The 17,361-nt window shown below is 63.9% G+C and carries 14 protein-coding genes; 10 read left to right on the forward strand and 4 right to left on the reverse strand.

Annotated features, from left to right (window positions below; translation table 11 throughout):
* Nucleotides 1-8 precede the first annotated feature (8 nt).
* From ACF8GB_RS17395 to ACF8GB_RS17435, 9 genes are all read left to right on the forward strand, one after another.
* Entirely contained in the window at nt 9-1,445 is a 1,437-nt protein-coding gene (locus tag ACF8GB_RS17395) for a TolC family outer membrane protein (RefSeq protein ID WP_196127448.1), read from the forward strand.
* Nucleotides 1,442-3,610 carry a type I secretion system permease/ATPase gene (locus ACF8GB_RS17400; protein ID WP_078479087.1) on the forward strand — a complete coding sequence of 723 codons (2,169 nt, stop codon included), beginning with the start codon at nt 1,442-1,444 and terminating at the stop codon, nt 3,608-3,610. The genes ACF8GB_RS17395 and ACF8GB_RS17400 overlap by 4 nt, the downstream gene beginning before the upstream one ends.
* Nucleotides 3,607-4,791 (forward strand): HlyD family type I secretion periplasmic adaptor subunit, encoded by a 1,185-nt coding sequence (locus ACF8GB_RS17405; protein ID WP_023534727.1) that lies wholly within the window; start codon nt 3,607-3,609, stop codon nt 4,789-4,791. The genes ACF8GB_RS17400 and ACF8GB_RS17405 overlap by 4 nt, the downstream gene beginning before the upstream one ends.
* A gap of 72 nt (nt 4,792-4,863) precedes the next feature.
* Nucleotides 4,864-5,763 (forward strand): chemotaxis protein, encoded by a 900-nt coding sequence (locus ACF8GB_RS17410; RefSeq protein WP_058639429.1) that lies wholly within the window; start codon nt 4,864-4,866, stop codon nt 5,761-5,763.
* Between the two features lie 83 nt (nt 5,764-5,846).
* Entirely contained in the window at nt 5,847-6,158 is a 312-nt protein-coding gene (locus tag ACF8GB_RS17415) for a hypothetical protein (RefSeq protein WP_058639430.1), read from the forward strand.
* The gene (locus ACF8GB_RS17420) at nt 6,155-6,889 is read left to right on the forward strand and encodes a YkgJ family cysteine cluster protein (RefSeq protein WP_392527368.1); all 735 of its coding nucleotides are present in this window, start codon (nt 6,155-6,157) and stop codon (nt 6,887-6,889) included. Before ACF8GB_RS17415 ends, ACF8GB_RS17420 begins: the two co-directional genes overlap by 4 nt.
* Before the next feature lie 341 nt (nt 6,890-7,230).
* The gene (locus ACF8GB_RS17425) at nt 7,231-7,455 is read left to right on the forward strand and encodes a hypothetical protein (protein WP_078479089.1); all 225 of its coding nucleotides are present in this window, start codon (nt 7,231-7,233) and stop codon (nt 7,453-7,455) included.
* A 195-nt stretch (nt 7,456-7,650) separates the two neighbouring features.
* Nucleotides 7,651-8,985, forward strand: coding sequence for an OprD family porin (locus ACF8GB_RS17430; protein ID WP_325943639.1), 1,335 nt, complete (start codon nt 7,651-7,653; stop codon nt 8,983-8,985).
* 137 nt (nt 8,986-9,122) lie between these two features.
* The gene (locus tag ACF8GB_RS17435; RefSeq protein ID WP_392527369.1) at nt 9,123-10,619 is read left to right on the forward strand and encodes a diguanylate cyclase domain-containing protein; all 1,497 of its coding nucleotides are present in this window, start codon (nt 9,123-9,125) and stop codon (nt 10,617-10,619) included.
* Here ACF8GB_RS17435 and ACF8GB_RS17440 read toward each other — a convergent pair.
* Nucleotides 10,616-11,092 carry a PA2169 family four-helix-bundle protein gene (locus tag ACF8GB_RS17440; RefSeq protein ID WP_058639435.1) on the reverse strand — a complete coding sequence of 159 codons (477 nt, stop codon included), beginning with the start codon at nt 11,090-11,092 and terminating at the stop codon, nt 10,616-10,618. The genes ACF8GB_RS17435 and ACF8GB_RS17440 overlap by 4 nt on opposite strands.
* Before the next feature lie 197 nt (nt 11,093-11,289).
* Between ACF8GB_RS17440 and ACF8GB_RS17445 the strand changes: the two genes are divergently transcribed.
* Nucleotides 11,290-11,514 carry a DUF3820 family protein gene (locus tag ACF8GB_RS17445; protein WP_058639436.1) on the forward strand — a complete coding sequence of 75 codons (225 nt, stop codon included), beginning with the start codon at nt 11,290-11,292 and terminating at the stop codon, nt 11,512-11,514.
* Nucleotides 11,515-11,613: 99 nt separating this feature from the next.
* Here the strand turns inward: ACF8GB_RS17445 and ACF8GB_RS17450 are convergent, their stop codons facing one another.
* The 3 genes from ACF8GB_RS17450 to ptsP are packed head-to-tail and all read right to left on the reverse strand — an operon-like array spanning nt 11,614 to nt 17,144.
* Entirely contained in the window at nt 11,614-13,347 is a 1,734-nt protein-coding gene (locus tag ACF8GB_RS17450; protein WP_392527371.1) for a PTS fructose-like transporter subunit IIB, read from the reverse strand.
* Nucleotides 13,344-14,291, reverse strand: a complete 948-nt coding sequence (pfkB, locus tag ACF8GB_RS17455; protein WP_196121969.1) for a 1-phosphofructokinase — start codon at nt 14,289-14,291, stop codon at nt 13,344-13,346. Before pfkB ends, ACF8GB_RS17450 begins: the two co-directional genes overlap by 4 nt.
* The gene (gene ptsP / locus ACF8GB_RS17460; RefSeq protein WP_392527372.1) at nt 14,292-17,144 is read right to left on the reverse strand and encodes a phosphoenolpyruvate--protein phosphotransferase; all 2,853 of its coding nucleotides are present in this window, start codon (nt 17,142-17,144) and stop codon (nt 14,292-14,294) included.
* Nucleotides 17,145-17,361: the final 217 nt, after the last annotated feature.

Genomic DNA, 17,361 nt, shown 5'->3' on the forward strand with positions numbered 1-17,361 from the left:
GACACTCTGTGAAGCCAAGCAGTACGCTTTCACCGTGGTTGCTGGGAGCCTTCGGGCTCCTGGCCTTGAATTTTCAACCGGTGGCCCAGGCCGCCGATGACATAGACCCTGCATTACGCCAGATCGGGCCGTCCCTGCTCAGGGACGCGCCTGACGCGGTACCGGCAAGGCCCGCCGTGGGCATGGCCCCGGTCGCCGGCGCGCAGCCCTTGGGGCTGTCCGAGGCCGTGTTGCAAGCCGCGCAATGGCACCCGAGCATCGCCGAGGCCATCGGCAACCTGTACAAGCAAGGCGAAGGTATCAATGTCGCCCGCGCAGGTTATTACCCGCAGATTTCCGGCGGCCTGCGTACCGGTTATGACACCGGCTACGGCGGTGACCGCAGCAGCCAGGCCATCAACCTGTCGCTCAAGCAGATGCTGTACGACTTCGGCAAGGTCGATCATGCGGTCAGCGCTGCCCAGGCCGCAGCCGCCCGGGCCCAGGCCAATATCCTGCTGGTGGTCGATGACCTGGCCCGCGACACGGCCTACGCCTGGATCGAAACGCGCCGCTATGAGCAGCTGATCGGCATTGCCCGTGACCAGATCCGTGGGGTAGGCGACATTGCCAGCATGGCCCGCCAGCGCAGTGACATGGGCGCCAGCACCCGCTCCGACGTGGTCCAGGCCGAGTCGCGGGTACAAAGCGCCCGCGCCGTGCTGGAAGAATACAGTGCCCAATACGAGCGCTGGCGCTCGACCCTGGCGGCCTTGCTCGGACGCGCCACGCCGGTCTCCCTGGACGAACGAACGCCTCGGGAACTGGCCCAGGCCTGCAAGCGGCCGAGCCAGGGCGACGAGCGCCTGCCAGCGGTACTGATGGCGCTTGCCCAACGTGCCCAGGGCCAGGCCGAACTGGCCCAGGCCAAGGCCGAGGCCTACCCTACCGTGTCGTTGCAGCCCCAGGTCAACCACTACCTGGACAATGACTACAACCGTGACAACTCACGCCTGGACCGTACCCAGGCCGGTATCTACCTCAACGTGGAGGTGCCGATCTACCAGGGCGGCTCCATCAGTGCCCGCAGTCGCGCGGCGGGCTATGCCCTGACGGCCGCCGATTCGGCCGAGGATGCCGCGCGCTTGCAGGCCCGCCGCGGCCTGGCCGAAGCCACCGCGCAAACAGCGGGGCTGGGCCGCCGCCTGAGCTCGCTCGAGGCCCGCCAGGACAGCATTCAGGAAGCGCGGATGCTTTACGGCCGCCAGTACCTGGACCTGGGCACGCGCCCCCTGCTCGACTTGCTCAATGCCGAGCAGGAAATCTACCAGTCGCGCTTCGAACTGGCCGGCACTCGTTCCGACCTGCTGCGCCTGGACGTGGACTGCCTCTACAACACGGGCGCCCTGCGGGCGGCCTTCGGCCTCGAGGGGCGTAACCTGCAAGGTGTGGAGATTCAGCCATGAGCGATCCGGTCAATGTGACACTGCCCGAACAGGCCCACGCCCCGGCACCTGCCACCAGCGCGCGGGCTGACCTCGGCCCTTGGCTGGAGGTGATGCTGCAGGTCGCGCATCACTATCGTCTGGACGTGTCCCCCCAGCGCATCCGCCTGGCCGCCGATGAGGATGCCCGGCCCCTGGACGAAATCCTGCGCCACATGGCACGCCAGGCCGGCCTGGCCTTGCGCTTTGTGCGTTTCGACGCAAAAGGCTTGCGGCAATGGCGCACGCCGCTGGTGCTGGAGCTTGATGACGGCCAATTGGCCGTGGTCGAGTCGGTGACCCAGGAGGATGACCTGGCGGTGGTCTTCGCAGGCGATCAAGGGCTGACCTCGCGCCTGCCCCGCGATGCGCTGCAAGGCAGGATCACCCGCGTTGCACTGCTGCGCCCTGCACGGCCACTGCGCGATGTGCGCACCGATGACTACACCGCCCCGTACGACCGTCACTGGTTCGCCCGCATCGTGCTGCGCGACCTGCGCCCGTATGGGCAAGTGATGATCGCCTCGCTGGTCGCCAACGTTCTGGCGCTGGCCGGGGTGCTGTTCTCGATGCAGGTCTACGACCGCGTGATTCCGGCCGAATCGCTGCCGACCTTGTATGTGCTGTTTGGCGGCGTGGTGCTGGCGCTGGTGTTCGACTTCAGCATGCGCCTGCTGCGGCTCAAGGTTACCGACCTGTTGGGCAAGCGAGCCGACCTGCGCGTCAGCGACCTGGTCTACGGCCACGCCCTGCGCCTGCGCAACTCGGTGCGGCCCAAGTCCACCGGCTCGTTCATTTCGCAGTTGCGCGAGCTGGAGTCCATCCGCGACCTGATCACCTCCAGCACCGCGACGGCACTGGCCGACCTGCCCTTCTTCCTGCTGTTCCTGTTCGTGTTCTGGCTGATCGGCGGCGTGCTGGTGTTCGTGCCGATCGTAGCCCTGGTGGCGATGGTGGTGCCGGGCTTGCTCGCGCAGCGGCGCCTGGCACGGTTAGCCAATGCCTCGATGCGCGAGTCCTCGTTGCGCAACGCCATGCTGGTCGAGAGCATCCAAGGCCTGGACGAGATCAAGGCCCTGCAAGCCGAAGCGCGTTTCGAGCGGCAATGGAACCAGTACAACGCCGCCTGCGCCCACACCAACCTGCGCCTGCGCACCCTCACCAACGGGCTGGTGGCCTGGACGCAGAATGTGCAAGGGGCCGTGTTCGCCGTGGTCATCGTGATCGGTGCGCCCATGGTGATCGCCGGTGACCTGACCACCGGCAGCCTGGTGGCCGCCTCCATGCTGGCCTCGCGCATGATGGCGCCGCTGGCCCAACTGACCCATGTCCTGACCCGATGGCAGCAGGCCAAGGTGGCCCTGCAAGGGCTGGACAAGCTGATGCAATCGCCAGTGGACCATCCTGAAGGCGAGGCACGGGTGCACATGCCTGCCCTGCGCGGTGAATACCGCTTACGCCAGGCCACCTTCCGCTACAGCGAAGAAGCGCCGCCTGTGCTCAACATCGCGCAGCTGGACATTCGTCCGGGTGAGCGCATTGCCGTGCTTGGCCGCAACGGCGCTGGCAAGTCGACGTTGCTGCAGGCGCTGGCCGGCAGCATGGACCTGATGCAGGGCGAGGTGAGCCTGGACGGTATCGCCATGGCGCACCTGGACCCGGCCGACCTGCGCCGTGACGTAGGCTTGCTGGCCCAATACGCCAGGCTGTTCCACGGCACCCTGCGCGAGAACCTGACCCTGGGCGCCGGCCAGGCCAGCGATCAGGAGCTGGTGGCGGCGCTGTCGGCCACCGGTGCGCTGGATTTCGTGCGTCGCCTGCCCAAAGGCATGGATCACCTGATCCTCGAAGGCGGCCTGGGCTTGTCCGGTGGGCAGCGCCAGGCCCTGGTGCTGTCGCGGTTGCTGGTGCGCCAGCCGCAGGTGCTGCTGCTGGACGAACCTACTGCTTCGCTCGATGACATTACCGAGCGCCGGTTGTTGGATAACCTGGACCGCTTCTGCCAGGGCCGCACCCTGGTGATAGCCACCCACCGGTTGAGCGTGCTGCAACGGGTGGACCGCATCCTGGTGCTCGACGGCGGCCGTATCGTGATCGACGACGCGCGCGACGTCGCGTTGGCCAAACTGCAAGGAGCGCAGGCATGAGCAACCATGAACTTCCCGCCTCTTATCTCGATGGTCAGGATGACCAGGCGGTGTTTCGGGCCGGGCGCCTGATCACCCTGTGCGCGGTGATGCTGGCGGCATTCCTGGCTTGGGCTGCCTGGTTCGAGGTGACCGAGGTGTCCACCGGCACGGGCAAGGTCATCCCCAGCTCTCGCGAACAGGTCATCCAGTCGTTCGAAGGAGGCATCGTCGCGCAGATGAGCGTGGCCGAAGGTGACCTTGTCGAGCGCGGCCAGGTCCTGGCCCAGCTTGACCCGACCAAGACATCATCGAGCGTGGGCGAAAGCGAAGCCAAGTACCGCGCGGCCAAGGCCAGCCAGGCGCGGCTGCAGGCAGAGGTCACGGGCAAGCCGCTGAAATTCCCGGCCAGCCTGCGCGAGTCGCCCGAGCTGATCGAGGCGGAGACGGCGCTGTACACCACCCGCCGCCGTGGCCTTGAGCAGACATTGGCCGGTATCGAGGACTCGCTGCGGCTGGTGCGCAGCGAGCTCAAGATCACCGAAAACCTGGCGAAGATGGGCGCCTCCAGCCGCGTCGAGGTCATCCGCCTGAACCGTCAACGCTCGGAACTGGAGCTCAAGGCCACCGAGGCGCGCTCGGAGTACCTGGTGCGAGCCAGGGAAGAGCTGGCCAAGGCCAGTGCCGAGGCCGACAGCCTGTCGGAGGTGATTCGTGGCCGCAGCGACTCATTGACGCGCCTGACCCTGCGCTCGCCTGTGCGGGGCATCGTCAAGGACATCGAGGTCAATACCCTGGGCGGTGTGGTGCAGCCCGGCGGCCAGGTGATGAAGATCGTACCGATGGATGAACGCCTGCTGATCGAAACCCGCATCGCGCCACGGGACATTGCCTTCATTCACCCCGACCAGGCCGCGAAAGTGAAAATCAGCGCCTACGACTACTCGGTGTATGGCGGCTTGGACGGCAAGGTGGTGGGGATTTCGCCGGACACCCTGCAGGACGAGGTCAAACCTGAAATCTATTATTACCGGGTGTTCATTCGCACCGAACAGGACAGCCTGCAGAACAAGGCCGGCAAGCAGTTTGCGATCGTGCCGGGGATGATCGCCACGGTGGATATTCGCACCGGGGAGAAGACCATACTCGACTACCTCATCAAACCCCTGAACCGTGCCAAGGAAGCCTTGCGCGAACGTTAGCGCAGGCGCCCCTAAAGCCTTGACGGAACAGGCCGATAACCTGTTATACCCTGTTCCCCACCGAAGGTCACCATGGCCAAGCAAAATGCCCGCGCGGACGCGTTGTCCCTGCTGTTGTTCACCCTGCGCAGCGGCAAGCTGATGGCAATCAACCTGCTCAAGGTCAGCGAAATCATTCCGTGCCCAGCGCTGACCAAGCTTCCCGAGTCCCACCCCCATGTCAAAGGCGTAGCGACCCTGCGCGGGCACCCGCTGTCAGTGATCGACTTGTCCCGCGCCATTGGCGAGCGACCGCTGGCCGACCCCAACGCAGGGTGCTTGATCGTCACCGAGATCAGCCGCTCGCGCCAGGGCCTGCACGTGCAGGCGGTCAGCCGCATCGTGCACTGCCTGAGCACCGACATCAAACCGCCGCCTTACGGTGCGGGCAAACAGTCGTTCATAACCGGCGTTACCCGTGTGGACAACACCTTGGTGCAGGTGCTCGACATCGAGAAGGTCATTCACGGCATCGCCCCGGCACCCGTCGAATCGCCCGCCAGTGGCCTGAGCGTCGAGGACGCCAGCCTGCTGGCCGCCGCCAACATCCTAGTGGTCGACGACAGCAACGTCGCCCTGCAACAGTCGGTGCATACCCTGCGCAACCTGGGGATCGAGTGCCGTACCGCCCGCAGTGCCAAGGACGCCATCGGCATTCTGCTGGAGCTGCAAGGCACGGCGCAGGAGATCAATGTCATCGTCTCGGACATCGAGATGAGCGAGATGGACGGCTATGCCTTCACCCGCAGCCTGCGCGAGAGCCCGGATTTTCAGCACGTGTACGTGCTGCTGCACACCTCGCTGGACAGCGCCATGAGCAGCGAAAAGGCGACCCAGGCCGGGGCCAACGCCATCTTGACCAAGTTCTCGTCCCCCGAGTTGACCGACTGCCTGGTGGTGGCGGCGCGGGCCGTGGTCTTCGCTGAGCGCTGACCTGCCAGCACGGCTGCGGGTTTGCCCCTCGGACTGACTGGGGCATACTTCCAGACCCTCTCGCAACCAGCAGGAAGCCACGCATGAAACGTATCAGCCTCATCCTGATCAGTTGCGCCCTGTTCAGCGGCCTCGTCCAGGCCTCCAGCAGCCAGGCCTGGAACGAGCACCGTCAGCAGATGCTCAAGGCCTGCCTGGCTGCCAGCCAGTTCAAGAACGCCCATGCTCGCGGCAAGCCCGCCGAGTTCGACGACCAGTCCGGCATGAGCGCACTGCTGATCGAAGGCGTGTACCCGCAAAAGCACATGAAGCAGCGTACCGGTACCGAGTTGTGCCTGTATGACCGCAAGCAGCAGCGGGCGTATGTAAGTGAATGGAGCCCGCAAACCAAGTGAGCGATAGCCTGCGTTTCGCCTGCACCGGCTGTGGCAAGTGCTGCAGCGGCCACCATGTGCCCCTGACCCTGGTCGAGTCGCAGCGCTGGGCCCGCGACGGTGGGCAGGTAATCGTGCTGATAGAGGCATTCGTCGTCGACGGCCCTGGCATGCCTCCTGAGCAACGCGAACATGTGCTGTTGCGCTCTCACGCCGTACCCAGTGCCGACGGCCAGATCCGGGTGTCGGTAACCTTCGCGGCCTTCAACCCTGGCCGCTGCCGCTATCTGGCCGACAACGACCTGTGCGCCATTTACGACCAGCGCCCGCTGGTGTGCAGGATCTATCCGGTTGAAATCAACCCACACATCCCCTTGCGGCCCGAGAGCAAGGATTGCCCGCCTGAGGCCTGGCAACAGGGGCCTGAGCTGATCCACGGCACGCAGTTGGTCGATGCCCAGTTGCAGGCGTTGGTGCAGGCCTCTCGGCAGGCAGACAGGGAGGACATCGCGGCCAAGGTGGCGGTCTGCCATGCACTGGGCATGACGACTAGCGCGCTTAAAGGCAACGGCTTTACTGCCTACTTGCCTGACATGCAGGCGTTTGTCACAGCACTTGTAGATCAGCCCCAGGACATCTGGGGATCATGGGTTCTGCATGTCGAGGATGCGGCATTGCAGGTGCAGTTACAGGCGCATGGGGTACAGGTGACTGACCAGCCACCGGTTTATTACGCGTTTATCGGGTTCTAGGGGCGGGGCCGCTTTGCGGCCCCGGCAATGTGAGCTGCGAAGCTGAGCACCTGAAGCCGCCATCTTCGTGGCCGTTCTGGCCGAGGCAAGCGTGCGCTCCGACCACGTCCGGTAACCGTCTGAATGCAAGCACCCTCACGCCCACTCTGAACCTCGGCTCTCACTATTTCCCTACAAGGCTCTAAACCGGGCATTTCAAAGAAAATCCCCGCCATTCCAGCCCCGATACTTACCTTTTACGCAACAGTGCTTATCCAACTTCGCTCTGTTTAAACTGCCTCCACACGACTAACTTTACCCCTGTCCTCATTAGTACTTGCACCGCAAGAAGGTAGTTAGAAATGTCCAACAGTATGGGTATTGCCAGCGTGTTCGTCCTGTCGTCCCTGTTGTTGTCCCCCCTGGCCATGGCCGAAGAGTCGCCTGCATTCGTGGCCCGCAACGCCGAGTTCGCAGCGGCCCATCAGGAGGCCCGTGAAACAGTGGCCACACAGCATGCCGACACCGTCAAAGGCTCGCCGCAGACAGCGTCCAAAGCGGTTGTCGATACCGACGCCGACAGCTGAGCCTACGCCTCGGCGCGTTCAACAGGCGCCATGGGATTCATCTGTTTCAATATGTTAGCCTCTAAAAGCCGCTGCCCTATCAGCGGCTTTTTTTCGTATGCGCTGTGTTTTTTCCTGGCAGTTGTGTCATGCGCCAAGCATGGCCATCCCTTATAACAAGCACTGCCCCGCCTACCGATCAAGGAGTCTATACCGGTGTCTTTCGCGTTTCGCTTCACCCCGCTTTTCATTGCGCTCAGTGCAAGTATTCCCGTCACGGCTCAGGCCACCGATGACAACGCCGAGGGTTTTGTCGAGGGATCGTCGTTGAACCTGCACTTGCGCAATGCTTATTTCAACCGCGATACCCACAATCACGGTGCACGCGATACGCGGGAATGGGGTCAAGGGGCAGTGGCGCGCTTCGAATCCGGTTACACACCAGGCACTGTCGGTTTCGGTCTGGACGCGCACGCCATGCTAGGGGTGAAGCTCGACGGTGGTGGTGGTCATGCAGGCACCAGCATCCTGCCGACCCGTGTGAAAAGCGACGGTGAACTGGGGGCAGCCCCGCATTCGTTTTCCACCGCAGGCGCGGCGCTCAAGCTCAAGGCGCTGGACACCGAGTTCAAGGCCGGTGATCTGTTTCTGACCAACCCCGTGATCGCCGGTGGCGAAACCCGCATGCTGCCGCAGACGTTCCGGGGTATCAGCCTGACCAACACCAGCGTCGAAGGGCTGCTGCTTGAGGGTGGCAAGGTCAGTTTCACCAAGCCCTACAACCAAAGCGGCCATCGCCGTATCGACACCTACTACGGCTCACTGGATGAGCGCGGCAAGAGCAAGCACCTGAGCTGGGCGGGCGCAGCCTGGAGCGGTACACCCAACATCACGACCAGCGTGTATGCGGCTGAACTCAAGGACATCTGGAACCAGTACTACGCCGACTTCGACTACACCTATGTGGTCAACGAGCAGGTCAGCCTCAACCCTGGCGCTCACTTCTACCATACGCAAGACACAGGCCGGGCCTTGCTGGGCAGCATCGACAACAACACCTACAGCCTGCACCTGACCCTCAATGCAGGCGCTCATACCGTGACCGCCGCCTATCAGCGGGTTAACGGCGATACGCCGTTCGACTACATCAACCTCGGAGACAGCGTCTACCTGGACAACTCGCGCATGTATTCGGATTTCAATGCGCCGAACGAGCGGTCCTGGAAACTTCAGTACGGGTATGACTTCGCCGGCCTCGACCTGCCTGGCCTGAGCGCATCGCTGTCGTACTCGCGGGGCAAGGCCGACCTGACCAAGGCTGCCCAGGACAACAACCATTACGACTACTACCGGGCTGATGGCAAGCAGGCCCAGCATTGGGAACGCGACCTGGACGTCAAGTACGTGTTCCAGGAAGGCGACCTCAAAGACCTCTCGGTGCTGGTCCGTTACGCCACGCACCGCGGCGGCCAAGGCTACGCCTCGATCGATGGCAACAGCAACAACGACGAAGTGCGCGTCATCGTCGACTACCCTCTGAACGTGTTCTGACAGCTTGGTACAGACACTGGCTAATCCGTGCGGCAGGGCGATCTCTGCCGCGCAGTGATTCCGTCGGGCGAACTTGTCCGACAATCACCTCTTGCCTAGAATGTCGCCGCCGCAAATGCCCCCCAGCAGTCGCGACCATGCCTACCTCACCGTTACGCCTTGCCTCTTCCCGGTCGCACCCTGAACTGGCTCTCGTGCTGGGCAGTTGCCTGGCCGTGCTCGCCATCGTGGCCATCGTCAGCTACTTGCTGATGCGCGAGCGTGAGAGCGTGGAGCAATCGGCCGTACGCTCGGCCAACAACATCGTGCAATTGATCGAAAGTGACATCCTGCGCAATGTCGAGCTTTATGATCAGGCCCTTCAAGGGTTGATCTGGGCGGTAGGCCGCAAGGAGCTGCCCTCGGTACCCGGCCCCCTGCGCCAACGGCTGCTGTTCGATGATACCTTCGCCGACCGCAAGCGCGGGGACGTACTGTGGCTGAACAGCAATGGTGACGTGGTAGGTGATTCGACCAGCAGCGTACCGCGCAAGGCCAACTTCCGGGACACGGGCGTGTTCCAGACCCACTTGCACAACCCAAACACCGCCCTGCTGGTGGGGCCGCCGTTCAAGGCCCGGTTGGGCGACCTGGACTGGTGCATCAGCTTCAGCCGGCGCATCACCGACCCGAACGGCAATTTCGCCGGGATTGCGGCTGGCGCACTGCGCCTTGGCTATGTCACCGATCTGTTCAAACGCCTGGATATCGGTGCCAACAGCAGCGTGAACCTGTTCAACGTCGAAGGCCAGCTACTGGCCCGCCAACCCATGGGCCGGTCCGACCCATCTGTGGGCAGCCAGTACGCCGGCAAGCCCAATTTCCAGCGAATACTCGGGCAACAAAGTGGCAGCTTCGTCGCGGCCTCAGCCGGGGATAACAGCGAGCACATGTATACCTTTGCACGGGTGGGCGACCTGCCGCTGATCGTGCTGGTGGTGCATGCCACCGACGAGGTGTTCGCGTCCTGGCGCCGCACGGCGCTGCTGGTCAGCGTCGCCACCGGGCTGCTGTGTGCAGGGATCATCTGGTTGACCTGGCTGCTCGGCCGGGAGCTGCATCGCCGTTACCAGGCTGAACAGCGCCTGGCGTCCTTGGCCGCGACCGACAGCCTGACCGGCCTGGCCAATCGCCGGCACCTGGATCAAATGCTGCGCCATGAATGGGCACGTGCTCAGCGTTCCCGCCAGCCACTGACGGTGCTGATGGTGGATGTGGACCATTTCAAGGCGTTCAATCAGCGCCACGGCCATGCGGGCGGTGATCACGCACTGCGCGAGGTGGCCAAGGCCATCGAGGCCTGCATCCGTCGGCCGGCCGATCTGGCTGCTCGGTATGGCGGGGAGGAATTTCAGGTGGTACTGCCAGAAACCGACGCGCAAGGTGCACGGCTGCTGGCAGAACGGATATGCCGTAGCGTCGAGCGACTCGCTCCTTTCGGTAACGATACCCAGCCGGTCACGGTGAGCATCGGCATTGGCAGCTTCAACGCAAACACCCAGCAGGGCCTAGCAGCCATGCTGGGTGGTGCGGATGAAGCGCTCTACCGGGCCAAGGCCAAGGGCCGCAACCGGGTAGAAGGCCCGGTCACTTAAGAGCGGGCGCGGGCCGAATCACGCAGCGCCTTTACTTGGTCATGGTTGCGCTGTACGCCTTGCAGCTGTTTCTCGACCAGGGTGTAGGTGGAGTCTGTTGCACTACGACCCAGCTTCACCAGTTTCTCACGGGCCTCTTTGTAGGCCTTCAGCGCATGATCCTCACCGCGCTCGACTTCGTTGAGCACTGCCTCTTCGCTCTTACCTGTCAGCATGGACTTGAAGTTCACCCATCCCCGATGGATATCAGCTGTAATGCTGGTAGATGTCTCTGGATCCCCGCCAAGCCTACGTACTTCGCTTTGCAGTTCGGCAGCAGCATTCGCGCACTCGCCAGCACGTTGAACGAAGAACGCTTTCAGTTCAGGATTCTTGACATCATCGGCCGATTCACGGAAACCCTTTTCGCCGTCTTTGCTGTACTCGATCAGGTCGTTCAATACGTTGATAACGTCTTTGTTAACGTCACTCATGGCAAAACTCCTTGGCAGGTGATAGTCATCTGGATAGGAGCAGTGATCGTGCCAAATTGAGCAATCTTATAAAATGCATATATTTCAATGACTTAGCCAAATCAAATATTATTTGGAAAGCAGCATTCTGCATGATTGCGCTTGGGTACTCGTGCAGATTGCCGTATGGTCGGCATTTTCACGTTCAGATCTGAAAAATGTTCAACCAGCAAAGTCTTGAACTGTTAGTGACTCGCAGTATGCCGTTTGGCAAATACCAAGGTCGGATCATTGCCGACTTGCCGGGCGATTACCTGGCGTGGTTTGCGCGCAAGGGCTTTCCTACAGGGGAGCTGGGGGAGTTGCTGGCCTTGATGCATGAAGTCGACCATAACGGTCTGAGTGACCTGCTGGTGCCATTGCGGCGCAAGCATGGGTGTTGAGCGGGTTCGCCGACAGTGCCGGTGAACGGCACTGTGCCAGGCTGACGCCGCCCCTTAAGAGCGGCATCCGTAACCGAAAAGGCTTGCCGTTAAGCACCTCTATCCCTTGGCTGGCGCCACCATCAGCTCGACGTTTTCGTTCTTCTTGATCAGCGCATACACCACCGCCGTCAACAAGCTACCTGCGACAATCGCCAACAGGTACAACGCGGCATGGTTGATGGCGTTCGGGATCAACAGGACGAACAGTCCACCATGGGGCGCCATGAGTTTGCAACCAAAGTACATGGACAAGGCCCCAGTCAGCGCGCCCCCTGCCAGGCTCGCCGGAATCACTCGCAGCGGATCCTTGGCGGCGAATGGGATGGCCCCCTCGGAAATGAAGCACAGCCCCAGTGCCAAGGCCGCCTTGCCCGCCTCTCGCTCGCTCTGGGCAAACTTGCGCCTGGCCAGGAACGTGGCCAAGCCCAGGCCAATCGGCGGTACCATCCCGGCGGCCATGGTGGCAGCCATCGGGGCATAGCTCGAAGACGCCAGCAACCCTACCGAGAACGCATAGGCGGCCTTGTTGATCGGTCCGCCGAGGTCGACGCACATCATGCCACCAAGCAGCAGCCCCAGCAGGATCGCGTTGGTGGTGCCCATGCTGTCGAGAAATCGCGTAAGGCCTTCGAGCATGGCCGCCACCGGCTGCCCCACCACATAGATCATCACCAGACCGGTGAACAGGCTGGCCAGCAAGGGAATGATCAGGATCGGCTTGAGCGCCTCCAGACTGGTGGGCAGCTTCGCCCAACGGGCAATGGCTTTGGCGCTGTAGCCGGCCAGAAAGCCCGCCACGATGCCGCCGATGAAGCCGGCACCCTGGGTGCTGGCCAGCAGCCCGCCGATCATGCCTGGGGCCAACCCTGGCCGATCGGCGATGGACCAGGCGATATAGCCGGCCAGCAGTGGCACCATCAGCTTGAAGGCCGCTTCACCGCCGATCTGCATCAGCGCAGCCGGTAGCGTCCCCGCTTGCTTGTAGGCTTCGATACCGAACACGAACGACAAGGCAATCAGCAGCCCCCCGGCCACGACCATGGGCAGCATGAACGAGACACCGGTCAGCAGGTGCTTGTAGACGCCGGTTTTTTCGCCCTTGCTGGCGGCAGCGCTGGCCGAAGCAGTCCCACCCTCCTCCACCTTGGCTTCGGCCAGCGCCTTGTCCAGGGTGGCGCGGGCCTGCTTGAGCGCAATGCCAGTGCCGCAGCGGTAGATGCGCTTGCCCGCAAAGCGCGCTGCGGGCACCTCGATGTCAGCGGCCAGCAGCACCACGTCGGCAGCTGCGATGGCTTGGGCCGAAAGCGGGTTGCGTGCCCCGACCGAGCCCTGGGTTTCAACGGTGAGCTGGTAGCCCATCTGTTGCGCGGCCTGTTGCAGGGCTTCGGCCGCCATGAAGGTATGGGCGACGCCAGTCGGGCACGCAGTGACTGCAACGATGCGCACTTCCTCGCGGGTGTCGACATCGGGGGCTACGGCCGTCAGCGGCTGCGCATTGGCAGCTGCTTCGTCGAGAAAACCTTCGCGGTCAGCCAAAGCCTGGGACGGCGTGCTCTGGTACACACGCTTGCCTACAAAGCGGGTAAGGTCCACCGGGCCGGTGCTGACCACCAGCACCCAGTCGGCGTCGGCGATCTGCGCTGCGTCGAGCTGTCGTTCGGGATGCTCGGCATCCTGCACCTCGACCTGAGTGGTCCAGCCACGGCGCTGGGCAGCAGCCGCCAGCAGACGTGCGCTGAGCACGCTCGATACCTGGCCATTGGGGCAGGCAGTGAGAATGACAATGTTCATTGGCAACCCTCTTGTTGTTCTGTCAGGCTCACAGCGGCTTGCAGGCGGGCCAACTGGTCATGGTCGTTGATGCCGAAACCCACCTGGGTGACGGCCTGTGCGGCGATGGCGGTGGCACGGGCCAAAGTGCGCGATGCGGCTTCACCCTGCAACAGCCCGTGGACCATGCCGGCCACGAGGGAGTCCCCAGCACCGACCGTACTGGCCACCTTCACCTTGGGCGGTACCGCCGCCAGGGTGAAATCATGGGCGAACCAGCGTACCCCGTGCTCGCCGGCCGAAACCACCACGTGCTCGACGCCCTGATCCAGTAGCTGCCGGGCGGCCAGTCGCTGTTGATCGGCATCGTCCACGGGCGTACCCAGGGCTTCGCCCAACTCTTCGGTATTGGGCTTGACCAGCCAGGGCAGGCTTTGCAGACCGACGCGCAGCGCCTGGCCGCTGGTGTCCAGCGCCACTTTCAAGCCCATGGCCTTGAGCTCATCGAGCAAATCACCAAACCATTGAGGGCTAATCCCGCGTGGCAGGCTCCCGGCAACGACCACGGCGTCATGCCCCGGTGCTTCCTGGCGCAACAGGCGCAGCAAGGCATCGCGGGCGGCCGCGTCCACTTCCGGGCCCAGGCCATTGATGTCGGTGACGCGGCCATCGGCCTCGACCAGCTTGAGGTTGCTGCGGGTTTCCCCAGGCACGCGCACGAAGCAATCGCAGAAGCCGCGCCAGTCGATCAGCGCTTCGAATGCCTGCAGGTTGTCCTGCCCAAGAAAACCACTGACGGTCACGGTATGGCCCAGGTCGGCCAGCACCTGGGCGACATTCAAGCCCTTGCCAGCTGCGTGGCTGTGCTGGGCCTGGCTGCGGTTGACGTGACCGGGGCGCAGGCTGTCGAGCCCGATGGTGATGTCCACGGCAGGGTTGAGGGTCAGGGTCAGGATCTTGGCCATTCAATAACGCTCCACCAGCGCGCGAACCGCGGCGGCACTGTCTTGTTGCAAGGCCTCGCGCGCCAGGGCGCGGGCTGTACGGGAATCGGCCTGGCGCACCAGGGCCTTGACTTCGGCGACGCTGCGCGACGCCACGCTCAGCTCGTCCACTTCAAGCCCCAGCAGCACCGCGACGGCCTGCGGGTCAGCCGCCAGTTCGCCGCAAACCCCCACCCACTTGCCATGGGCGTGGGCGGCGCGCACTGTCATGTCGATCAGGCTGAGGACCGCAGGATGCAGCCCATCGGCCTGGGCGGACAGGCTGGGGTGGCCACGGTCGATGGCCAGGGTGTATTGGGTCAGGTCATTGGTGCCGATGCTGAAGAAGTCCACCTCGCGCGCCAGTTGCGGCGCCAACAAAGCTGCCGAGGGCACCTCGACCATGATGCCCACCTGCAGGTCTGCCACGGGAATCTCCATACGCAGGCGCTCGACCATCGCACGTGCCTCGCGCCACTCGTGCATCTGCCCGACCATGGGGAACATGATGCGCAAAGGGCGTTGATCGGCGGCGCGCAGCAGGGCACGCAGCTGGTCTTCCATCACCTGCGGGCGCTGCAGGGTCAGGCGCACGCCGCGCACGCCGAGGAAGGGGTTTTCTTCCGCGGCGATCGGCCAGTAGGGCAGCGGCTTGTCACCGCCCACGTCCAGGGTACGCACCACCAGCGGGCGCCCGTCCAGGCCATCGAGCACGCGCCGGTACTCGGCCTCTTGGGTGGCCACATCCGGCGCCTGGGAATGGGCCATGAAGATCAGCTCGGTGCGCAACAGGCCGACGCCTTCGGCCCCCTGCTCCACCACTTTGGCGATACCGCTGCTTTCACCGATGTTGGCGAACACTTCGATGGCATGGCCATCACGGGTCACGGCCGGGTCGAAACGGTTGGCCCACGCGGCTTGCAAGCGCTGCTCGCGCAGGTCGCGCTCAGCCAAGGCACGCTGCAGCTCATCGGCTGGCGGCGCGACGTTGACCATACCGCGCTGGCCGTCGAGCAGCAGCGACGTGCCATTTTCCACTAGCAGCACGCTGGCGCCGGCTCCGACCACGGCAGGGATACCCAGCGCCCGGGCGACAATGGCGCTGTGCGCGGTGGCGCCACCCTGGGCTGTGACGATACCGGCAACCCGCGCCGGGTCGAGCCTGGCGACATCGGAGGGGCCGACCTCGCTCATCACCAGTACGTAAGGTTGGTCAGGCTCGCTCTGCGTCTGGACCCCGCACAGCTGGGCCAATACGCGGCGGCCCACGTCGCGCAGGTCGGCAGCCCGCTCGGCCAGCAAAGCGTCATGCAGCGCTTCCTGCTGGCTGGCGGCTGACTCGATCACCGCCACCCATGCGGCAGCGGCACTCTCCCCCTGAGCCAGGCGCTGCTCGACGTCGTCGGTCAGAGCCGGGTCGGCCAGCATTTCCTGATGGGTGACGAAAATCTCGCCGATGGCCGCGTCGCTGCGCTGCACCAGCACCTGAAGATCGGCACTGACGGTAGCCACGGCCTGGGTCAGCTTGTGACGTTCCTGATCGTACGACTCGCCGCGCAGCGGGTAGTCGTACGTGCGCTCGGTCACGACGTGGGCAGGGCCGCACGCGATACCCGGGGCAGCGCCCACACCCTGTACGCGGCTGCCGGCCGCCGGCGCCTTCGCCTTTTCGACGGTTGGCTGCGCGGGGGTCTCTGGGACAAGCGGCAGTGCCTCCACCTCCTCGCCCAGCCCTTGCTCGATGGCTGCCAGTAACGCAGGCAGGGCATCGGCGGCGATAGCGGGCTCGGCCACCAGTTCCAGCTCCTGGCCACGGCGCGCGCCCAGGCTCAACAGCTTGCTCAGGCTTTTCACCGAGACGCCAGGCTGACCGCTCTCGACCACGCGCACGCGAATGTCGCCCTCGAAACGTTTGGCCAGTTGCGCCAGCACCTTGGCTGGGCGGGCATGCAGGCCGTGGGCATTGGCCAGCAGGATGCGTGCGCTCGGCCAGTCGGCAGGCGCCTCGCCGCCGAGCACTTCGAGCACGGCGCGGCTGCTGGTGGCCTGGTAGAGCATCTGCCCGCGCCCTTCGATCAACACTTCGCACAACCGTTCGAGCAATGCCTGGTGGGCAGCCCCCAGGCTGGCCAGGCAGAACAGGCCAGTCAGCGGTTGATCGCGATAACGCACAGGTTGTGCCGGGGTGACGAAGGCCAGGCCTGGCTGGCGAACTTGGCGTTCGCTGTGCAGCCACCACAAACCCTCTCCCAGCGGCAGCGGCTCTGCCTGCTGCAGCACAGCGGCAAAGCCGCTGTCCACGCAGTTGGCGCGCTGCAACAGGCGCGCACCGCGCCAGGCCAGCTCATCGAAGTCTTCGGCCGGAAGGTTCAGGGCGATCAATTGCGCATCGAGCGCCAGCGCCTGCGGTGCACCCTGCAGCAGTTTGAGCAAGGCCTCGGCCGAGCCTGCACGGCGCAGGGCTTCTGCCAGATCGGTTTCGCCCAGGGCACGGGTCAGCAATTGCAGAAGGCGCAAGTGCTCGTCAGAGCGCGCGGCGATGCCAATGGCCAGGTACACGATCTGCCCATCACCCCAGTCCACACCCTCGGGAAACTGCAACAGGCGCACGCCCGTGGTGTACACCAGGTCGCGGGTCTGCGGCGTACCGTGGGGGATGGCGATGCCCTGGCCAAGGAACGTGGAACCTTGCGCCTCGCGATCCTGCAACCCTTGCAGGTAGCCCTCGGCGACCAGTCCGTCGGCGACCAGGCGATCCGCCAGCAGGCGCAATGCATGTGCCTTGTCTGGGGCCGTCTGGCCCATGGCTATCTGCTCCTTGGCGAGCTCAAGCATGACCTTCTCCCTTTGCAGTTCCCGGATGGGTACTGGAGTATTGTTGTGAAATTCACGGAAATGGCCAGTTCAACCGCCTTGCACAGTGGGCAGCAGAGGCAGAAAATCAGGAGGCTGAAACGTTTAATCTGACCAGGCGGCCACGTTACTCGATAATCTGCCGATGAAAAAGCCCCATCCTGTCGGACAATTGCGACAATGCTCGCCTGCGCTCGCT

This window comes from Pseudomonas sp. xss_4 (genome assembly GCF_043104125.1).
Classification (GTDB): Bacteria; Pseudomonadota; Gammaproteobacteria; order Pseudomonadales; family Pseudomonadaceae; genus Aquipseudomonas; species Aquipseudomonas parafulva_B.

Excerpts from the sequence above, each read along its gene's own strand:
- ACF8GB_RS17405 (WP_023534727.1), top strand. The coding sequence starts at position 3,607 with ATGAGCAACCATGAACTTCCCGCCTCTTATCTCGATGGTCAGGATGAC.
- ACF8GB_RS17450 (WP_392527371.1), bottom strand. The coding sequence starts at position 13,347 with ATGAACATTGTCATTCTCACTGCCTGCCCCAATGGCCAGGTATCGAGC.
- ACF8GB_RS17425 (WP_078479089.1), top strand. The coding sequence starts at position 7,231 with ATGTCCAACAGTATGGGTATTGCCAGCGTGTTCGTCCTGTCGTCCCTG.
- ACF8GB_RS17435 (WP_392527369.1), top strand. The coding sequence starts at position 9,123 with ATGCCTACCTCACCGTTACGCCTTGCCTCTTCCCGGTCGCACCCTGAA.
- ptsP (WP_392527372.1), bottom strand. The coding sequence starts at position 17,144 with ATGCTTGAGCTCGCCAAGGAGCAGATAGCCATGGGCCAGACGGCCCCA.
- ACF8GB_RS17445 (WP_058639436.1), top strand. The coding sequence starts at position 11,290 with ATGTTCAACCAGCAAAGTCTTGAACTGTTAGTGACTCGCAGTATGCCG.
- ACF8GB_RS17440 (WP_058639435.1), bottom strand. The coding sequence starts at position 11,092 with ATGAGTGACGTTAACAAAGACGTTATCAACGTATTGAACGACCTGATC.
- ACF8GB_RS17415 (WP_058639430.1), top strand. The coding sequence starts at position 5,847 with ATGAAACGTATCAGCCTCATCCTGATCAGTTGCGCCCTGTTCAGCGGC.
- pfkB (WP_196121969.1), bottom strand. The coding sequence starts at position 14,291 with ATGGCCAAGATCCTGACCCTGACCCTCAACCCTGCCGTGGACATCACC.
- ACF8GB_RS17410 (WP_058639429.1), top strand. The coding sequence starts at position 4,864 with ATGGCCAAGCAAAATGCCCGCGCGGACGCGTTGTCCCTGCTGTTGTTC.
- ACF8GB_RS17400 (WP_078479087.1), top strand. The coding sequence starts at position 1,442 with ATGAGCGATCCGGTCAATGTGACACTGCCCGAACAGGCCCACGCCCCG.